Source organism: Streptomyces sp. R21 (genome assembly GCF_041051975.1).
Classification (GTDB): domain Bacteria; phylum Actinomycetota; class Actinomycetes; order Streptomycetales; family Streptomycetaceae; genus Streptomyces.
Genome location: NZ_CP163435.1, coordinates 9,270,414 through 9,287,583, shown reverse-complemented (window position 1 = coordinate 9,287,583; position 17,170 = coordinate 9,270,414). Strand labels below are relative to the sequence as shown.

Sequence of the window (17,170 nt, the reverse complement as noted above, 5' to 3'; positions counted from 1 at the left end):
ACCAGCCCCCACCCCACCACCACCGCCCGTCACTCCTGGGCATCCCGCCTCAGCGGCGCTCGCCACACGATGCGGCTGCCGCCCTCGGACGGTGTCTCGATGTCCATGCGGCCGCCGACGGCGCGCGCCCGGTCGGCGAGGTTGGACAGGCCGCTGCGGCGGCCCTCCGCGGGGATGCCCACGCCGTTGTCCTCGACCACGAGCACGACCTCGCTGCCGGTGGACTGGAGGGTCACCTCCACCCGGGTCGCGCGGGCATGGCGGACGGTGTTGCTGAGCGCCTCCACGAGCACCGCCGCCACATGGTCGGCCAGCGCGGGCGACACGTCGGTGTCCAGCAGCCCCTCCATGCTGAGCCGTGGCGCGAAGCCCAGCGTGGTCGCCGTCTCGCCGACGGCCCGGGCCACCCGGGCCCTGAGTCCCGGGCCCATCTCGTTGTCCCTGACCCGCAGGCCGAAGATGGTCGACCGGATGATCTTGATGGTCTCGTCCAGGTCGGAGACGGCCCGCCCGACCCGCTCGGAGGCTCCGTCGTGCTCGATGAAACGGGTCGCGCTCTGCAACGTCATGCCGGTCGCGAACAGCCGCTGGATGGCCAGGTCGTGCAGGTCGCGGGCGATCCGGTCGCGGTCCTCCAGCAGGACGAGCTGCTCGGCGTCCCGGCGGCGCTCCGCCAGCTCCAGCGCCACGGCGGCCTGCCCGGCGAAGCCCAGCAGCGGCTGGAGTTCGTCCTCACTGAACACCGGCTCCCCCGTGGCACGCGCCAGCAGCAGCACACCCCGCACCTCGCCCTGCGCGGTGCCCATCGGGACAGCGGCCGCAGGACCGAGGCCCACGAACCGCCGGGGGCCGGAGGTGTACCGGGAGTCGTGCTCCAGGTCGGGCGTCGCCACCGTCGTGCGCGCACGGTAGGCGGCCCCGGACAGCGTGCCCTCCATGGGCACGACCAGGCCCTCCCGGGCATCGTCGTGTCCGCCGACGGCCAGCTCCACGGACAGTTCCTCGGTGCCGGCCAGCGGCACCGTGACATCGGCCAGCGCGGCGCCGGTGATCTCCCGGGCCAGCCGGGCGATCAGCTCCAGAACGTCTCCCTGCGCGCTGCCGGACAGCAGGCTGCTGGTGATCTCGGCGTTCGCCTCCAGCCAGCGCCGCTGCCGCTGCGAGCCCTCGTACAGCCGGGCGTTGTCGATCGCCACACCCGCCGCCACCGACAGCGTCGAGATCACGGCCTCGTCCTCGGTGTCGAAGTCCTGCCCGCCGCGCTTGTCGGTCAGGTACAGGTTGCCGAAGACCTCCTTGCGCACCCGGATCGGCACGCCCAGGAACGTCTTCATCGGCGGGTGGTGCGCCGGGAAGCCGTACGACGCCGGATGCTTGCCGAGTTCGGTCAGCCGCAGCGGCTCGGGGTTCTTGATGAGCTCGCCCAGAATGCCGTGTCCGGCGGGCAGCGGGCCGATCTCGGCGATCTCCTCCTCCGTCAGCCCGACGGTGAGGAACTGCGAGAGGGTGCGCCCGTCGGGGCCGATCACCCCGAGCGCCGCGTACTGGGCGTCGACGAGCAGCGCCGCGGCCTCCGCGATGCGCCGCAGCACCTGGGTGAGGTCCAGCTCCCGCCCGACCGAGACCACCGCCTCAAGCAGGTTGTGGACGCGGTCCCGGGTGCCGCGCGCGGCGTTGATCCGCGCCTGGAGCTCCTCCAGAAGATCGTCCAGACGCAGTTGCGCCATCCCCGAAAACGACTCTCCGTCGCCCACCGGCTCTCCTCGGTCTCCCACCCACACGTGATGTTCACGTTATCGGCACCGGTGGCCTGCTCCATCCCCTCCACCGGAACCGATCACAAGGCGAGATGATCAACCACCGCCATGAGGGACCGAACGGCCCCGCGAACGGGCCCCTTCGGTTCTCCCGTCGAGGCCCTCCCCCACCGCACCATGCAAAGACACCAGGCAAAAGGCACGAAGTAGAAGGCACCAAGCAAATACGCCAGGCAAGAACACCTTGCTGCCCGCGCCGCGTGCGAACGACCGATGGAGGGCCCTGATGCACAGTCGAACCGTCGGCGAGGTGATGACCGGCGACGTGGTGCACGCCCGGCCCGCGGCCTCCTGCCAGGAAGTGGCCCGGCTGCTCGACCGGCATCGCGTCGGCGGGCTTCCGGTCGTCGACGCCGACGACAAGGTCATCGGGGTCGTCTCCCGCACCGATCTCGTCCGCCACCAGGCCACGGACACCCATCGGGCGCCGGAGGGCACTGTGACGGCAAGCGGGCTGATGACCACGCCCGCGGTCACGGTGCACCCGGAACAGCGCGTCGTGGACGCCGCCCGGATCATGGAGCGGCGCGACGTGGGACGGCTCCCGGTGGTGGACGAGGAGGACCGGCTGATCGGTATTACGACCCCTCGTGACCTGCTGCGCGCCTTCGTCCGCACGGACGAGGAGATCCGCGCGGAGGTCGTCGGCGACGTCCTGCCCCGCGCTCTGCCCCCTGCCTCCGCAGGCGTCGCCGTCACGGTCCACGAAGGACTGGTGTCGCTGGAGGGCACCGTGGACGACGGCACCGATGTCCCGGCAGCGGTGTGGTCGGTATGGCGCGTCGACGGAGTCGTCGGGGTGGTGAACCGGCTGACGCCCCGCGGCACACGCACTCCGGCCGCGCCGTCCCCGCTCGGCCCGGCCGAAAAGGGCTGAACGGCCCCTCCCGCCCGGCACGGGCACCCCGAGCGGCCCACTCACCCTGCCTCAGCGGCCCTCGCGGGGGAACTCGTCCGGATGTCACGGTCTTCACAGGCCGAACGAGGAGGTGCGTGGCGATGCGAGGCAACGACAAGCCGACACCGCGGAGCGGGCACGGGGCGGGCAGGCCGCCGGAGGACCACGACGGGCGGGGAACACACAAGCTGTGGCTGTGGCGGTGGCGGAGCAATCCCCTGCGCCGACGCGACGACGTCGTCGAATCCTGGATCGTGCTGGGCGTGTGGACGGTCATCGCGGTCGGCGGTCCCCTGGTCGGCGCGGTGTCCGCGCACTCCGCCGACGACGCCTTCGCCAGGCAGCGCGCCGAGCGGCACACCGTGCAGGCCGTCCTCACGCAGAGCACGGTGAGCGGGATCCGGGGCGGCTGGGAGGGAAGCCGGGTCCGCGCCACCGTCCGCTGGACGACGGACGGCACCACCCGCACCGGTCAGACGCTGGTGGACGGAGGGCACACGGTCGGCGCCAAGGTCACGGTCTGGGTGAACGACCAGGAGGAGCTCGTCACCCGACCCCCGTCCACGACGGAGGCCTCCGTGCAGGCAGGCGCCCTGGGAGCGCTGGCCGCCACGGCCTTCGCCGGTCCGGTCTACGCCGCCGGACGCGCCCTGCGCTGGCGACTGGACCGTCGCCGTATCGACGAGTGGGGCAGGGAGTGGGACCGGCTGGGACCTCAGTGGGGGCGGGAGAAGCGGTGAGGGGCGCTGTACGGCGCCCTGGGTGCGACCTACGGGACACGTGAGGCCGACGTAACCTCCGTGTCCAGCTCCCACTCCACGTCCACGACCCCCTCGACCGCGCGCGCCAGCCGGGCGGCAACCGGCACCAGCGAGGCATCGTGGAGGTGGCCGCCGAGGGTGACGACCCCGCCCTCGACCCGGGCGTGGACCTCGGCACCGGTACCCCGGAAGAGGTGTTCGACGACCTCCCGGTCTATCTCCCGGGCGAGTTCCGCGTCGGAGCGCAGGAAGACCTTCAGCAGGTCGCACCGGCTGACCAGGCCCTGGAGCCGCCCCTCTGCGTCCACGACCGGCAGTCGCTTGACGAACGTATGGGCCATGATCCGGGCCGCCTGCGCCAAGGTGGCGTCCACGCCGACGGTGACAGCCGGGCTGCTCATGACCTGTTCGGCGGTCGAGCCCGCGGCCTTGGCGAGGTCCAAGGGGCGGCGCAACTGATCCAGCCCGAGTGGTTCATCGCTGTCGCGGAACTCCTCCTTGGGCAGCAGATCGGCCTCCGAGACGACGCCGATCACGACGTCGCCCTCCGCGAGGACCGGCACGGCGCTGACCTTCCACTCGTGCAGGGTCTCGACGATCTCCTTGTAGCGGGCGCCCTTGCGTACGGCGACCACGCGCCGGGTCATCACGTCACGGACGCGGTACGGCGAACGGTGCATGACGCCTCCTCGCTACGGGTGACCGGCGTCGCCCCCGCCTTCACTCTCCCCCGTAGGCCCTGAGCACGATTGAGCCGGTGGGTCCCGGTCCGGCGGGCCGACCGGCCCCCGTGCGCGGCCGCAGATCGAGTCGAGGGTCCCCGTCGGGCGGGTCATTGGTCGCTCGGCATCCCCAACGGGTCGCTTCGCCGACGGGACGGGGGTCCACTGGTCACAGCGACACCGGCCGGCACGATCGGCCGGCCGAGGGGAGAAAGGAACCCCATGGACACCAGCAGGGACACCACGGCGGTACGGGTACGAGCAGGCGCCGGAGTCGACGAGGAGACCCTCGCCTATGCGCGTCTGAAGATCGACGCGGTGGTCACCCGGCCGGGGCTGCCGGCCGTGCACGGCGAGGTGCGCATCGCGAAGTCGGGTGCGCACGACGCCGCACACGTCTGGTCGGCGGTGGCCGAGCTGCGCGTCGGCAACCGGACCGTCGTCACCCACGCCGAGGACGCCTCGGGACACGGTGTCGTCGACCGGCTCCAGGACCGGCTCCGCAGCCGGACGGACAAGGCCGCTCACGCGTGGGAGCCCGCCCGTAGGACGACGGCCCCGCCGTGGCGCGCCGAGCAGCCGGGACCGTCCGTCGAGGACATCGGCGAGGACGCGTCCGGCGGCACGGTCCAGGACTGAGGACGAGGGCCGTCCTCCTGCCGCCCGGGGCCGATGGGCCCATGTCGGCCGGATGCGGGGAGACGGACCCTGGACGGACACGGCATGCAGCCGCCGTACCCAGGACCCGCGTACGGCGGCACTCCATCCGGCCGTCGCCGGGCCGTGCGGGACGGCAGAGGGCGAGCCCATGTACCAGAACGACGGCTTCCGCGAACTCGACCGGGCCGAGTGCCTGCGTCTGCTGGCCGGGACCCCGGTCGGCCGCATCGTCCACACGCAGCGAGCCCTGCCCTCGGTGCTGCCGGTCAACTTCTGCCTGGACGCGGACTCCTTCGTGCTCCTGCGGACCTCGGCCTCCTCGGAGCTCGCCCTGCGGGTGGACGGGGCGGTGGTCGCGTTCGAGGCCGACGAGATCGACGCGCAGTGGCGCTCCGGCTGGAGCGTCGTGGTCACCGGGCACGCCAGGCTCGTCACCGACCCCGCCGAATGCACCCGGCTGGAACGGACCGGGCCGGAGTCCTGGGTGGCCGCACCGCAGCAGGTGTTCGTCCGCATCGAGCCCGAACTCGTCACCGGACGCGAGCTGGTGGGCGGACGCACGATGTACGGGAGGAATCTCTCCGCCTGAGACCTGAAGGCCGGCTGCAACGGCCGGCGCAGGCCCTTGGCAGGCCCGAAGACAGGGCGGGGCATTGCTGGAGTGTCGGCGCGGGCCGGCGACGGGTGGTCCCCTGGCGGCAGCCGGAGGAGACCCTGGAGATCGGCACCGTCCGGAGTCTGCTCGCTGCCGACACGTTGGGGATCTCTGCGGGCGGCGGGGCGTTCTTGCTGGTGGTAGCCGACGCCGTGACGGGACGGCGGTCCGGCGCCGAAGCGGTGATCGGCAAGGAGCTCACCGCGGCCCTGCCGGCGCCCGAGCTCAAGGCCGACTTCCTGCTCGTCCTCACCGACGTGCCGTACGTGTTCACGGACTACGGCACCGATCGCGGCCCGGTTCGTCGAGCTCACCGGCACTCTCGCGGCCATCGGCGCGCTCGCCGACGCCTACGACATCGTGCACGGCCGCGCCGGCACGCCGATCCGGCCCGACCTGCCCGGTCGGCGGGACCCGTTCGCCGCCGCCGGGGGGGGCCGGTCGGCCCTCCTGCGACGGCGGCCGTGACTGCCACGCTGAAAGCAGTTCCCCATACGTCCCAGGAGGTCAGCACCATGTCCCGTACCGTAACTGTCGGTCTGGACGGTTCGCCCGAGTCCCTCGCCGCGGCCGACTGGGCGGCGCGCGAGGCCGAGTTGCGCGGGCTGCCCCTGCACCTCGTGCACGCCTGGGACTGGCAGCCCTACGCGGAGCCGGTCTCGGACGACGCCAAGCACCGGCACTGGGCACAGCGTGTGCTGCGCGAGGCCCTGGAGCGGCTCCGCCATGCCCACCCGGGCCTGGCTGTCACCTCCGATCAGGTGCCCCAGATCCCCACGACGGCCCTGCTCACGGCGTCCGAGAACGCCGACGTCCTTGCCATCGGCTCACGTGGGGTGAGCGGCTTGGTGGGCTTCCTGGTCGGGTCGGTGTCGCTGGCCGTGGTGGCCCAGACGGACCGTCCTGTCGTCCTCGTACGTTCCGGGGCGCGGGCCGAGGACGAGCACCGGCCCGACGCGGACGGCCGTCCGTCCACGAGCACCCCCCACCGGGATGTCGTCCTCGGTCTCGACCACGAGCACCCCGACGCGGCCGTGATCGAGTTCGCCTTCGAGGCAGCGGCCGCCCGTGCGGCGACCCTGAGGGTCGTGCACGGCTGGAGCCTGCCGCCGTACTTCGCCTACGGGCTCGCCGTGGACGCGTCGCTGGACGAGGAACTCGACCGGCAGGAGAAGAACGCGGTCACCGAGGCGCTGGCGCCATGGCGTGCGAAGTTCCCCGGTGTCGAGGTGGTCGAGCAGACCGCGGTCGGCAGCGCCGGCGAGCATCTGGTCGACGCGGCGCAGGACGCCTCGCTGCTGGTCGTCGGCCGTCGGGTCCGCCGTGCGCCGCTCGGTGCCCGCATCGGTCCTGTGACGCACGCGGTGCTGCATCACGCGAAGGCGCCGGTGGCGGTGGTCCCGCACGAGTGACGCCGGGGACGCCGGGGACGCCGCACATGGGCGTCCCTACCAGCCCTTCTCAAACAGCTGCCCGACATCGGCGATGCGCTGTTCGTCGCGGCGGTAGAAGGTGCGGTGCCGGATCCTCATGGCCCGCAACAGGCCGATTCCGGCGAGGAGTTCCAGGTGGGCGTCGGCCACCGGGCGGCTGACGCCCAGCTTGTCGGCGACCGACTGCGAGCAGACGCCGTCCGTGACGAGGTCGTCGTGGTGCTGCGGCGGGAAATGGGCGGCTGGATCCCGGAGCCACTCCAGGATCTCCAGGCGTTTCCCGTTGCTCGGCACCCTCAGCATCTCGTCCCCCTCCGGTCGGTCCGACACCGCTCCGTGCGGCCACTGTCTCGCGACCGGGGCCCTACGCCCAGGGCCCCCCGGCCCCGTCCGGGGGCCGAACGGGCAGGGCCGGGAGGGCCGTTCGGGCCCGGCGTGCGCCGCGGCGCGCGGAAGGGCCCGGTCGCGCCTGGCGGCCGGGCCCTTCGGCTATGTGCTCAGTAACTGCTCAGCGGTGGCTGAACCACGACATGGCGGGCAGCGCCTTGTCGTCGAAGCCGAACAGGGCCTGGTTCTCCCAGCCGTTGCCGGAGGTGGCGTCGGCCGGGTCCCAGCCGTTGCCGGTGACCGCCGTCCAGGTCGCCTCCCAGTAGAAGACACCGAGGCCGCGACCGTTCGGGACGGCCTCCACGATGCTCGCCACGTCGTTCATCCAGGCCGTCTGCCCGGCCGTCGTGGCCGCGTAGCCGGAGACCAGTTCGCCGGTGGTGTCGATCTGGTTGGTGAGCGAGTCGTCGCTGTCGAGACGGAAGGGGTAGGCCGTCTCGGCGATGAACACGGGCTTGGCGTAGCGGGAGGCGACGTCGTCGAGCGTGGTCTGCGCCGCGGCGAGCGTGCCGTGCCAGTAGCCGTAGTACGACAGGCCGATCGCGTCGTAGTTGATCCCGTACGTCTTGGCGTTGTCGAACCACCAGCGCACGGTGGCGTCGTCACCCGCGTTGGCCAGGTGCAGTGCCACGACGGTGGAGGAGGAGACCGCCTTGGTGGCGCTGTAGCCGGAGTTGATCAGTCCGGCGAGCTGCGACCAGTTGTCGGTGGAGCCCTCGGACCAGAGCATGCCGCCGTTGATCTCGTTGCCGACCTGGACCATGTCGGCGGTGGTGCCCTGCGCCTTGAGGGCGTTCAGGACGTCGTACGTGTGGTTGTAGACATCCGTCTTGAGCTGGCTGTAGGTGTGCCCGGACCAGGCGGCGGGCTTGGTCTGCTTGCCCGGGTCCGCCCAGGTGTCCGAGTAGTGGAAGTCGACCAGGAGCTTCATGCCCTGCGCCTTGATGCGCTTGGCCATGGCGAGGACGCGCGTCTTGTTGTTGTAGCCGTCGGCGGGGTTCACCCAGACCTTCAGGCGCGCGTAGTTCATACCGGAGGACTTCAGGACGGTGAGCGCGTCACTCGTGGTGCCGGAGCTCGTCCTGTACACGCCGCCCAGGGCCTCGCTCTTGGCGAGGGAGGAGATGTCGGCGCCCTTGATGCTCAGACCCGTCGACCCGGAGGCGAACGTCAGGTCGTCGACGTTGATCCAGTTGCCCGCGTTGGCATCGGAGTTGATGCTGATCGTGCACTGGTTGTTGGTCACCGCGATCGAGGTGACGATCCGGACCCAGCCGCTGGAGGAGACCGGCAGATTGGTGCGCTGCTCGGAACTGCCGCAGTTCTTCAGCGCGATGTACGCCGAGTTCTGGCCGCCGCCGGAGCGGACCCAGGCGGTGAGGGTGTAGTTCCCGTTGGTGAGCCCGGAGAGGTACTGGTACGTCTCCACCTTGTAGGCGGCTGACGAGTAGTGGCTGAGGCGGTAACTGCCGCTGTGGCCACCGGACTCGGTGAAGGAGGCGGCGTTCTGGCCGCCCGCCGAGTACGTCGACCAGCCGGTGGGCGTCGCGGTGCCGGAGCCGTCCGACTCGAAGCCGCCGTTGGTGAGCGTGGAGGCGGCCTGGGCGGTGGTGACCGGCAGGGTGAAGAGGGCCAGCCCCGCGAACAGCGGTATCAGCAGGGCCCGTAGAGCGCGTCTCGCGTGGAACATCGTCGTCCCTTCGACGAAGGTGGGGAGACTGGGGGTGTGGGGCGGCGCCTCGCCCGAAGGTCCGAGCGCGGCGCCGCCCGTCCGACCGGATGTCCCCCCAGGAGTCCGGTCGGGGTCTTGTGGGCGGGGATCAGCCGTCGAGTCGTACGACCCTGACGGCTCCCGCGGGCACGGCCAGGCGCCCGGCGGCACGCTCGCCGGTGAGCAGTTCCGTGCCGTGCGCGTCGAGCGGCACCTTGGCGTCGAGCGCGGAGTGGTTGATCACGAACAGGAAGGTGCCCGACTCGCCGGTGCGGCGCACCAGTTCGACGTCGCGCGGCAGATCGGCGCGCGGCGCGAGGCGGGCGTCGTCGGCGGCCCAGCCGATCAGGGCGTCCAGGCCCTGCGCCCCCAGGCGGGTGGAGACGTACCAGGCCGAGCCCTTGCCGTGCCGGTGCCGGGTGATGGCGGGGTGGCCGGCGGTCAGCCCTTCGGCGTACGTCCACACGGTCTCGGCGCCGCGCGGCACCACGAACTCGGTCCACACGTCGCCGGTGAGTTCGGAGCCGTCGGGTCCTGTGATGCGGACACGGTCGTCCTTGAGCAGCGGCGAGAACTCCTCGACGGTCAGGCCGAGTACGTCGCGCAGGGCGCCGGGGTAGGGACCTTCGTGCACGGCGTCGTGCTCGTCGACGATCCCGGAGAAGTACGAGACGACGAGGGTGCCGCCGTTCTCGACGTACTCGCGCAGGTTGTTCCCGGCGGCCTCGGTCATCAGGTACAGCGCGGGCACGACGACAAGGGGATAGGCCGACAAGTCGGCTTCCGGGTGGGCGAAGTCGACGGTCAGGTGCCGGTCGTAGAGCGCCTCGTAGAACGCGTCGGCGCGCTCGCGCGGATCGTGGTCCTCGCTGGGGCGCCAGTCGAGGGTCTGCGCCCACCAGGAGTGCCAGTCCCACAGGACGGCCGCGTCGGCCTGGGTGCGGCTGCCCCGAATGGTGCTCAACGAGTCCAGGGAGGCGCCGAGTTCGACCACCTCGCGCCACACCCGGGAGTCCGTGCCGGCGTGCGGCAGCATCGAGGAGTGGAACTTCTCGGCGCCGCGCCGGGACTGGCGCCACTGGAAGAACATGGCGCCCTCGGAGCCGCGCGCCACATGGGCGAGGGAGTTCCGGGCCATCTGGCCGGGCGCCTTCGCGGGGTTGCGGGCCTGCCAGTTGACGCCCGAGGTGGAGTGTTCGAGCAGCAGCCAGGGGGCGCCGCCGGCCACCGAGCGGGTGAGGTCGGCGGCCATCGCGAGGTTCACATGGGTGCGGCGGCCGTCGGTGATCAGATAGTGGTCGTTGGTGACCAGGTCGACCTCGCGGCCCCAGGCCCAGTAGTCGACGGAGTCGCACTGGCTGAGCGCGGTCATGAAGTTCGTCGTCACCGGGATGCCGGGCGCGAGGCGGTGCAGGATGTCCCGCTCGGCCACGAAGTTCTCGCGCATGGTGGCATCGGCGAACCGCTTGTAGTCCAGCGCCTGGCCGGGGTTGCCGACGGTCGGGCTGGTGCGCGGCGGGTTGATCTGCGCGAAGTCCGTGTACCGCTGGCCCCAGAAGGCGGTGCCCCAGGCCTCGTTGACCGCCTCGACGGTCTCGTACGTGGCCGCCAGCCAGCGGCGGAAGTGCGCGGCGCAGGAGTCGCAGTAGCAGGCGGAGACGGGGACGCCGTACTCGTTGTGGACGTGCCACAGGGCGAGCGCCGGGTGGTCGGCGTACCGGGTGGCGAGGCGCGTGGTGATGTCGGCGGCGGCTGCCCGGTAGTCGGCGTTGCTGTGGCAGATGGCGCCGCGCGAGCCGAACTCGTAGCGGGTGCCGTCGGCGGCCACCGGCAGCGCGTCCGGGTGCTCGCGGTAGAACCACACCGGCGGGGCCACGGTCGGGGTGCCGAGATCGGCGCGGATGCCGTTCTCGTGGAGCAGGTCGAGCAGTCGGTCGAGCCAGCCGAAGTCATGGGCGCCGCGCTCGGGCTCGAGCATCGCCCAGGAGAAGATCCCGACGCTCACCATCGTGACACCCGCCTCGCGCATCAGCCGGACGTCTTCGTGCCAGACGTGTTCCGGCCACTGCTCGGGGTTGTAGTCCCCTCCGAAGGCGAGCCGGGTGAGGCCCTTCGGGGTGGTCTCCGGCATGGATCTCTCCCGTGAAATCGATCATTTGGGAACGTGCACACACATCGCCAGCGGCGAGAGCCCAACATAACCGCACAGCAACAACCATTGACAAGTGTCCTGGGTGTTTCTCTACTGTGAACGCTCACAGACACACCGCAGGTCTTTGCGCCATGCAGAGACCGTGGTGGTGTGAACGCTCACAGAAGCATGGCAGGCCTCCGCAGCAGGCGGAGACCCAGGTCAGGGGAGAACGATCCATGCCCAACACGAAGCACAGCCGCCTCGTGGCCACGGCCCTCGCCGTCACGCTCGGCGCCACCACCCTCGCCGCTTGCGGCTCCGAGAAGGCCGGCGACGACGGCGCCCAGTCCGGGCCCGCCTCGCTGACCTACTGGACCTGGACCCCGGGCATGGACAAGGTCGCGGACCTGTGGAACAAGGGGCCGGGCAAGAAGCAGCAGATCACGGTCACCGTGAAGAAGCAGGCGTCCGGCGACACGCTGGTCACCAAGATCCTCACCGCGCACAAGGCGAAGAAGGCCCCGGACCTGGTCCAGGCCGAGTACCAGGCGCTGCCGACTTTGGTCAGCAATGACGTGCTGGCCGACATCGCGGGCGAGACGAAGGACGCGAAGTCCAAGTTCGCCGACGGCGTCTGGCAGCAGACCACGCTCGGCACGGACGCGGTCTACGCGATCCCGCAGGACATCGGCCCGATGATGTTCTACTACCGCCAGGACCTCTTCAAGAAGTACGGCCTGAAGGTGCCGACCACCTGGGACGAGTTCGCCGAGACCGCCCGCGCGCTGAAGAAGAAGGCCCCGGAGAAGGACCTGACGACCTTCTCCGCCAACGACTCCGGCCTCTTCGCCGGTCTCGCCCAGCAGGCCGGCGCCAAGTGGTGGACGACCTCGGGCGAGAAGTGGAAGGTCGGCATCAACGACGCGGCGTCGAAGAAGGTCGCCGACTTCTGGGGCGGCCTCGTCAAGGAGGGCGCGATCGACAACCAGCCGATGTACACGCCGTCCTGGAACAAGGCGCTGAACACCGGCAAGCAGATCGCCTGGGTCAGCGCGGTCTGGGCGCCCGGCACCCTGACCACGGCGGCCCCCGACACCAAGGGCAAGTGGGCGATGGCCCCGCTGCCGCAGTGGTCCTCGTCGGAGAAGATCACCGGCAGCTGGGGCGGTTCCTCCACGGCCGTCACCACGGACTCCTCGCACAAGGCGGCCGCCGCGAAGTTCGCCGCCTGGCTGAACACCGACCCGCAGGCGCTGGCCGCGCTGGCCAAGGAGGGCGGCATCTACCCCGCCGCCACCACCGCGCAGACCAGTGACGCCTTCGCCCAGCCGCCGGCCTTCTTCTCCAACCAGTCGGACTTCTACGCGCAGGCCTCCGAGATCGCGAAGACCACGGCGCCCTCCGCCTGGGGCCCGAACGTGAACGTCGCCTACACGACCTTCAACGACGCGTTCGGCGCCGCCGCCAAGAACAAGTCGGACTTCTCCGCCGCCCTGACCAAGATGCAGGACGAGACGGTCGCCGACCTCAAGAAGCAGGGCTTCGAGGTCGCCGAGTGACCACGGCACGCCGGAAGTCGTACGGGGTCAGGACGGCCCCGTACGCCTTTCTCCTCCCCGCGACGATCCTGTTCGCCCTGTTCTTCGCGCTGCCCATCGGCTACGCGCTGTGGCTCAGCCTCCACAAGGTGCACGTCTCGGGCCTCGGCCTGGGCTCGGGTGCCCGCAAGGAGGTCTGGGCCGGCCTGGAGAACTACAAGGACGCCCTGACCGACTCCGAACTGCTCGACGGCGCGCTGCGCGTCCTCGGCTATGGCGCCATCGTGATCCCGGTGATGCTCGGCCTCGCGCTGCTCTTCGCGCTGATGCTCGACTCGGACAAGGTGCGGCTCTCGCCCTTCACCCGGCTCGCGATCTTCCTGCCGTACGCCATCCCCGGCGTCGTCGCAGCCATGCTCTGGGGCTTCCTGTACCTCCCGGACGTCAGCCCGTTCTACTTCATCCTCGACAAACTGGGGATGCCGCAGCCGGACCTGCTGGACGGCGGCCCGCTCTACCTCGCGCTGTCGAACATCGCGGTCTGGGGCGGCACAGGCTTCAACATGATCGTCATCTACACCTCGCTGAAGGCCATCCCGGTCGAGGTGTACGAGGCGGCGAAGCTGGACGGGGCCACCCCGCTGCAGGTCGCACTGAAGATCAAGATCCCGATGGTGGCGCCCTCGCTGGTGCTCACCTTCTTCTTCTCGATCATCGCGACGCTCCAGGTGTTCAGCGAGCCGACCACCCTCAAACCGCTCACCAACTCCGTTCCCACGACCTGGAGTCCGCTGATGAAGGTGTACCAGGACGCCTTCGGCAAGGGCGACATCTACTCGGCCGCGGCGGAGGCGACGATCATCGCCCTCGTCACGCTCGTGCTGTCCTTCGGATTCCTGCGCGCCGCGAACTCCCGTAACAAGCAGGAGGAAGCACGATGAGTTCTCTTGCCACCAGCGACGTCCGCAAGGCCGCCCCGGCGGCCGGCACCACGCCCGGCACCGCCCAGGGCCCGCCGCTGCGCCACCGGATCGCGCTCGTCCCCACCCTCACCCTGCTGCTGGGCGCGCTGTACTGCCTGCTGCCGGTCGCCTGGGTGGTGATCGCCGCCACCAAGTCGGGCCGTGAGCTGTTCTCGACGTTCACGTTCCTGCCGGGCACCGGCTTCACCCAGAACGTCAAGGACCTCAACGCCTACCGCGACGGCGTGTACTGGAAGTGGATGGGCAACTCCGCCCTCTACGCGGGCCTGGGCGCCCTCCTGTCCACGGCCGTCTCGGCGCTCAGCGGCTACGCCCTCGCCATCTACCGCTTCCGCGGTCGCGAGACCGTCTTCAGCGTGCTGATGGCGGGCGTGCTGATGCCGCCGGTGATCCTCGCGATCCCGCAGTACCTGCTGCTGGCCAAGGCGGACCTGACGGACTCGTACGCGTCCGTGCTCCTGCCTCTCGTCCTCTCTCCGTACGGCGTGTATCTCGCCCGGATCTACGCCTCCGCGGCCGTGCCCGGTGACGTGGTCGAGGCCGGACGGATGGACGGGGCGAGCGAGTGGCGGATCTTCACCCGGGTCGCGCTGCCGATGATGGTTCCCGGACTGGTGACGGTGTTCCTGTTCCAGTTCGTGGCGGTGTGGAACAACTTCCTGCTGCCGTACATCATGCTCAGCGACGACGAGAAGTTCCCCATCACACTGGGCCTGTTCACGCTCCTGGAGCAGGGCTCCAACACCCCCGCCCTGTACACCCTGGTCATCACCGGCGCACTGCTGGCGGTGCTCCCGCTGATCGCCCTCTTCCTGGTCATCCAGCGATTCTGGAGCCTCGACCTGCTGTCCGGGGCCGTAAAGTCATGACCATGAGCAACACGGGGGGCAGGCGCAAGCCGCCGACGATCCACGACGTGGCGCGCGAGGCGGGGGTCTCGCGCGGCACCGTGTCACGGGTGCTCAACGGCGGCCACTATGTGAGCCCCGCGGCCCAGGAGGCGGTCAACGCCGCGATCCACCGCACCGGTTACGTCGTCAACCGGCACGCCCGTTCGCTGATCACCGGGCGTTCCGACTCGATCGGCTTCCTGCTGACCGAGCCTCAGGAGCGGTTCTTCGAGGACCCCAACTTCAATGTCCTGCTGCGCGGTTGCACGCAGGCGCTGGCCGCGCACGACGTTCCCCTCCTGCTGATGCTCGCCGGCACCGAGGACGAACGGCGGCGCATAACGCGGTACATCACGGCGGGTCACGTCGACGGCGTGCTGCTGGTCTCCAGTCACTCCGGTGACCCGGTCGCCGAGGAGCTGCGCGAGGCGGGTGTGCCGCTGGTCGCCTGCGGCAAGCCCATCGGCCTTGGTTCCAAGGTGAGTTACGTCGCCGCGGACGACCGGGACGGTGCCCGCGACATGGTTCAGCACCTGCTGTCGCTGGGCCGTCGCCGCATCGGCATGGTCACCGGCCCGCTCGACACCCCCGGCGGCGTCGAGCGTCTGGCGGGCTATCGCGAGGTGCTCTCCGCCGCGGGCATCGAGGCCGACGACCGCCTGATCGTCTCCGGCGACTACAGCCGGGCAAGCGGCGAGGCCGGCGCCGAGCAACTCCTCACGCGGGTCCCGGACTTGGACGCCGTCTTCGTCGCGTCCGACCTGATGGCACAGGGCGTACTGGCTGCCCTCCAGAAAGCCGGGCGCCGGGTGCCGGAGGACGTGTCGGTCGGCGGCTTCGACGACTCCCCCGCCGCGACTGCGGTCACCCCCGCCCTCACTACCATCCGCCAGCCCTGGGACCGCATCAGCAATGAGATGGTGCGCGTCCTGCTGGCCCAGATAGGGGGCGAGGACCCGGCGGCGGTGATCCTGCCGACCGAACTGGTACGGCGGCAGTCGACCTGAGCGCGCGGTGGGCGGCCGCATCGACGGCCGCCCACCACCGCCGGTTCAGGGGTGCGGGATCTTGCCGGGGCCTGGGCGCGACCAGCTCACCGTCGAGGACGGGGTCGGGGCGGGGCCCTCCAGGATCACCCGGCGCCATGTGCCGTCCCGGCAGACGGTCGCGACCCGCCCGCCGGTCACCTGCCACTCCCCCTCGTCCACGCACGGCTCGCCCTCGCCCGTATCGGCGAGCCAGCTCCATTCGCCGTACTGGGAACACGACAGCGACGTTCCGTGCCGGGTCATCGCACGCCCCTGGTCCGGCCCGCAGGTGGGGTTGCTCCAGCGCTCGTCGTCCCAGCGCGGGGTCATGACGACAGTGGGTGTGGGCCGAGGTGTCTGTTGGGGGCAGCTCGGGCCTGTCGGCGTCGGCGGTGGCTGCGTCCCGATCCAGACGCACGAGAACTCCGTCGTCGAGCCAGTCGGTCTCGGGCCCGACTCCGACCCCACGGTCTCGTGACCGCAGGCGGCGGTCAGTGCCACGCAGCAGACACCCGGAAGGAGCACTTGTAACCGCGGCCGTCTCAGTCGCCTCATGCGCGCCCACGGTAGGGATCCCGGCACGCATCCACCATCCCCGCGGCGACCGGTCAGGATCGAAGAAGCCACCCGGCGCTCTCCCGACCTAACGTGAAGGAGCCGACGACAACACGCCGGCACGCCGCACAGCGGCACCCCGACACGCACTTCCCCAGGAGACGCCATGACCGACGGCCTGAAGACCATCATCTACCCCGTCAAGGACCTCGCCCGGACGAAGCCCCTGTTCAGCGCGCTGCTGGGGGTGGAGCCGTACGCGGACGAGCCCTACTACGTCGGCTACAAGGACGCCGGGCAGGATGTGGGACTGGACCCCAACGGGCACGCCAAGGGGATGACCGGGCCCGTTCCCTACTGGCACGTCTCCGACATCCGGGCGACGCTCGCGGGCCTTGTCGAGGCCGGCGCCGAGCTGCTCCAGGACGTCCAGGACGTGGGCGGCGGCAAGCTGATCGCCTCGGTGAAGGACGCGGACGGCAATCTCATCGGCATCACGCAGGACCCGCCCACCGCCTGATCCGGCTCGTTGTATGCAGCCGCACTAGTTGCATACTCAATTAATGGCCGGATTTCTGTTATCGTTCAGATATGGCAGCGAAGACGGCCGGTACCCGGCTCGAGGAGCAGTGGCGGGACATCCTGTCGGTGCACGCGCGCACCATGTGCGAGATCGACCGGGTGCTGCATCCGCACGGGCTCGGCGCCAGCGACTTCGAGGTGCTCGACATCCTCGCCTCGGACGCCGCCGCCGCGCCGGGTGAACAGTGCCGGGTGCAGAACATCGCCGACCGGGTGCATCTGAGCCAGAGTGCCCTGTCCCGCCTGATCGGCCGGCTGGAGAAGGACGGTCTGGTGGAGCGCACCATCTGCCAGGAGGATCGCCGTGGTGTGTGGGTCGCGCTCACCCCGAAGGGCCGCGATCTGCACACCGAGGTCCGCCCGCTGCAACGCGCCACCCTCGCCCGCATGCTGAACGGCTGATCTCGCTCGGCGGA

Annotated in this window: 17 protein-coding genes and 1 pseudogene; 12 read left to right on the top strand and 6 right to left on the bottom strand. The window is 70.6% G+C overall.

The window, feature by feature from the left end:
- Window positions 1–29: 29 nt before the first annotated feature.
- On the bottom strand, window positions 30–1,727 hold the full coding sequence (locus tag AB5J56_RS41575; RefSeq protein WP_369241096.1) for a GAF domain-containing protein: 1,698 nt from the start codon (window positions 1,725–1,727) through the stop codon (window positions 30–32).
- Window positions 1,728–2,043: 316 nt separating this feature from the next.
- Between AB5J56_RS41575 and AB5J56_RS41570 the strand changes: the two genes are divergently transcribed.
- Both AB5J56_RS41570 and AB5J56_RS41565 read left to right on the top strand, forming a co-directional pair.
- Window positions 2,044–2,694, top strand: a complete 651-nt coding sequence (locus AB5J56_RS41570; RefSeq protein ID WP_369241094.1) for a CBS domain-containing protein — start codon at window positions 2,044–2,046, stop codon at window positions 2,692–2,694.
- A gap of 122 nt (window positions 2,695–2,816) precedes the next feature.
- Window positions 2,817–3,455, top strand: coding sequence for a hypothetical protein (locus tag AB5J56_RS41565; RefSeq protein ID WP_369241092.1), 639 nt, complete (start codon window positions 2,817–2,819; stop codon window positions 3,453–3,455).
- A gap of 29 nt (window positions 3,456–3,484) precedes the next feature.
- Here AB5J56_RS41565 and AB5J56_RS41560 read toward each other — a convergent pair whose 3' ends face one another.
- Window positions 3,485–4,156: a CBS domain-containing protein gene (locus tag AB5J56_RS41560; protein WP_369241090.1), complete on the bottom strand. Its 672-nt coding sequence runs from the start codon at window positions 4,154–4,156 to the stop codon at window positions 3,485–3,487.
- A 264-nt stretch (window positions 4,157–4,420) separates the two neighbouring features.
- On the opposite strand from AB5J56_RS41560, the gene AB5J56_RS41555 reads away from it, so the two are divergent.
- From AB5J56_RS41555 to AB5J56_RS41540, 4 genes and pseudogenes are all read left to right on the top strand, one after another.
- Window positions 4,421–4,837, top strand: a complete 417-nt coding sequence (locus AB5J56_RS41555; protein ID WP_369241088.1) for a hypothetical protein — start codon at window positions 4,421–4,423, stop codon at window positions 4,835–4,837.
- Between the two features lie 169 nt (window positions 4,838–5,006).
- Window positions 5,007–5,447 carry a pyridoxamine 5'-phosphate oxidase family protein gene (locus tag AB5J56_RS41550; RefSeq protein ID WP_369241086.1) on the top strand — a complete coding sequence of 147 codons (441 nt, stop codon included), beginning with the start codon at window positions 5,007–5,009 and terminating at the stop codon, window positions 5,445–5,447.
- An 83-nt stretch (window positions 5,448–5,530) separates the two neighbouring features.
- Window positions 5,531–5,981 (top strand): annotated as a pseudogene (locus AB5J56_RS41545) (hypothetical protein); the annotation flags it as partial.
- A 47-nt stretch (window positions 5,982–6,028) separates the two neighbouring features.
- A complete protein-coding gene (locus AB5J56_RS41540) occupies window positions 6,029–6,925 on the top strand; it encodes a universal stress protein (RefSeq protein WP_369241084.1) in 897 nt (298 codons plus the stop codon).
- Between the two features lie 36 nt (window positions 6,926–6,961).
- Here the strand turns inward: AB5J56_RS41540 and AB5J56_RS41535 are convergent, their stop codons facing one another.
- From AB5J56_RS41535 to AB5J56_RS41525, 3 genes are all read right to left on the bottom strand, one after another.
- The gene (locus AB5J56_RS41535) at window positions 6,962–7,249 is read right to left on the bottom strand and encodes an ArsR family transcriptional regulator (RefSeq protein WP_369243088.1); all 288 of its coding nucleotides are present in this window, start codon (window positions 7,247–7,249) and stop codon (window positions 6,962–6,964) included.
- A 205-nt stretch (window positions 7,250–7,454) separates the two neighbouring features.
- Window positions 7,455–9,023 carry an arabinogalactan endo-beta-1,4-galactanase gene (locus AB5J56_RS41530; protein ID WP_369241082.1) on the bottom strand — a complete coding sequence of 523 codons (1,569 nt, stop codon included), beginning with the start codon at window positions 9,021–9,023 and terminating at the stop codon, window positions 7,455–7,457.
- A 130-nt stretch (window positions 9,024–9,153) separates the two neighbouring features.
- Window positions 9,154–11,175, bottom strand: coding sequence for a beta-galactosidase (locus AB5J56_RS41525; protein WP_369241080.1), 2,022 nt, complete (start codon window positions 11,173–11,175; stop codon window positions 9,154–9,156).
- A 239-nt stretch (window positions 11,176–11,414) separates the two neighbouring features.
- Here AB5J56_RS41525 and AB5J56_RS41520 point away from each other — a divergent pair, with 239 nt between their 5' ends.
- Genes AB5J56_RS41520 through AB5J56_RS41505 form a run of 4 tightly spaced genes read left to right on the top strand, consistent with a single transcriptional unit; the run spans window position 11,415 to window position 15,596 of the window.
- Entirely contained in the window at window positions 11,415–12,737 is a 1,323-nt protein-coding gene (locus AB5J56_RS41520; protein WP_369241078.1) for an ABC transporter substrate-binding protein, read from the top strand.
- Window positions 12,734–13,657, top strand: coding sequence for a carbohydrate ABC transporter permease (locus tag AB5J56_RS41515; protein ID WP_369241076.1), 924 nt, complete (start codon window positions 12,734–12,736; stop codon window positions 13,655–13,657). The genes AB5J56_RS41520 and AB5J56_RS41515 overlap by 4 nt, the downstream gene beginning before the upstream one ends.
- Entirely contained in the window at window positions 13,654–14,568 is a 915-nt protein-coding gene (locus AB5J56_RS41510; protein WP_369241074.1) for a carbohydrate ABC transporter permease, read from the top strand. The genes AB5J56_RS41515 and AB5J56_RS41510 overlap by 4 nt, the downstream gene beginning before the upstream one ends.
- A complete protein-coding gene (locus AB5J56_RS41505; RefSeq protein WP_369241072.1) occupies window positions 14,565–15,596 on the top strand; it encodes a LacI family DNA-binding transcriptional regulator in 1,032 nt (343 codons plus the stop codon). The genes AB5J56_RS41510 and AB5J56_RS41505 overlap by 4 nt, the downstream gene beginning before the upstream one ends.
- A 45-nt stretch (window positions 15,597–15,641) precedes the next feature.
- Here AB5J56_RS41505 and AB5J56_RS41500 read toward each other — a convergent pair whose 3' ends face one another.
- Window positions 15,642–15,947, bottom strand: a complete 306-nt coding sequence (locus tag AB5J56_RS41500) for a hypothetical protein (RefSeq protein WP_369241070.1) — start codon at window positions 15,945–15,947, stop codon at window positions 15,642–15,644.
- 391 nt (window positions 15,948–16,338) lie between these two features.
- Between AB5J56_RS41500 and AB5J56_RS41495 the strand changes: the two genes are divergently transcribed.
- Together AB5J56_RS41495 and AB5J56_RS41490 are read left to right on the top strand one after the other, a co-directional pair.
- A complete protein-coding gene (locus AB5J56_RS41495) occupies window positions 16,339–16,692 on the top strand; it encodes a VOC family protein (RefSeq protein ID WP_369241068.1) in 354 nt (117 codons plus the stop codon).
- Between the two features lie 71 nt (window positions 16,693–16,763).
- Complete coding sequence (locus tag AB5J56_RS41490; RefSeq protein ID WP_369241066.1) at window positions 16,764–17,156, top strand: MarR family winged helix-turn-helix transcriptional regulator; 393 nt, start codon at window positions 16,764–16,766, stop codon at window positions 17,154–17,156.
- Window positions 17,157–17,170 lie beyond the last annotated feature (14 nt).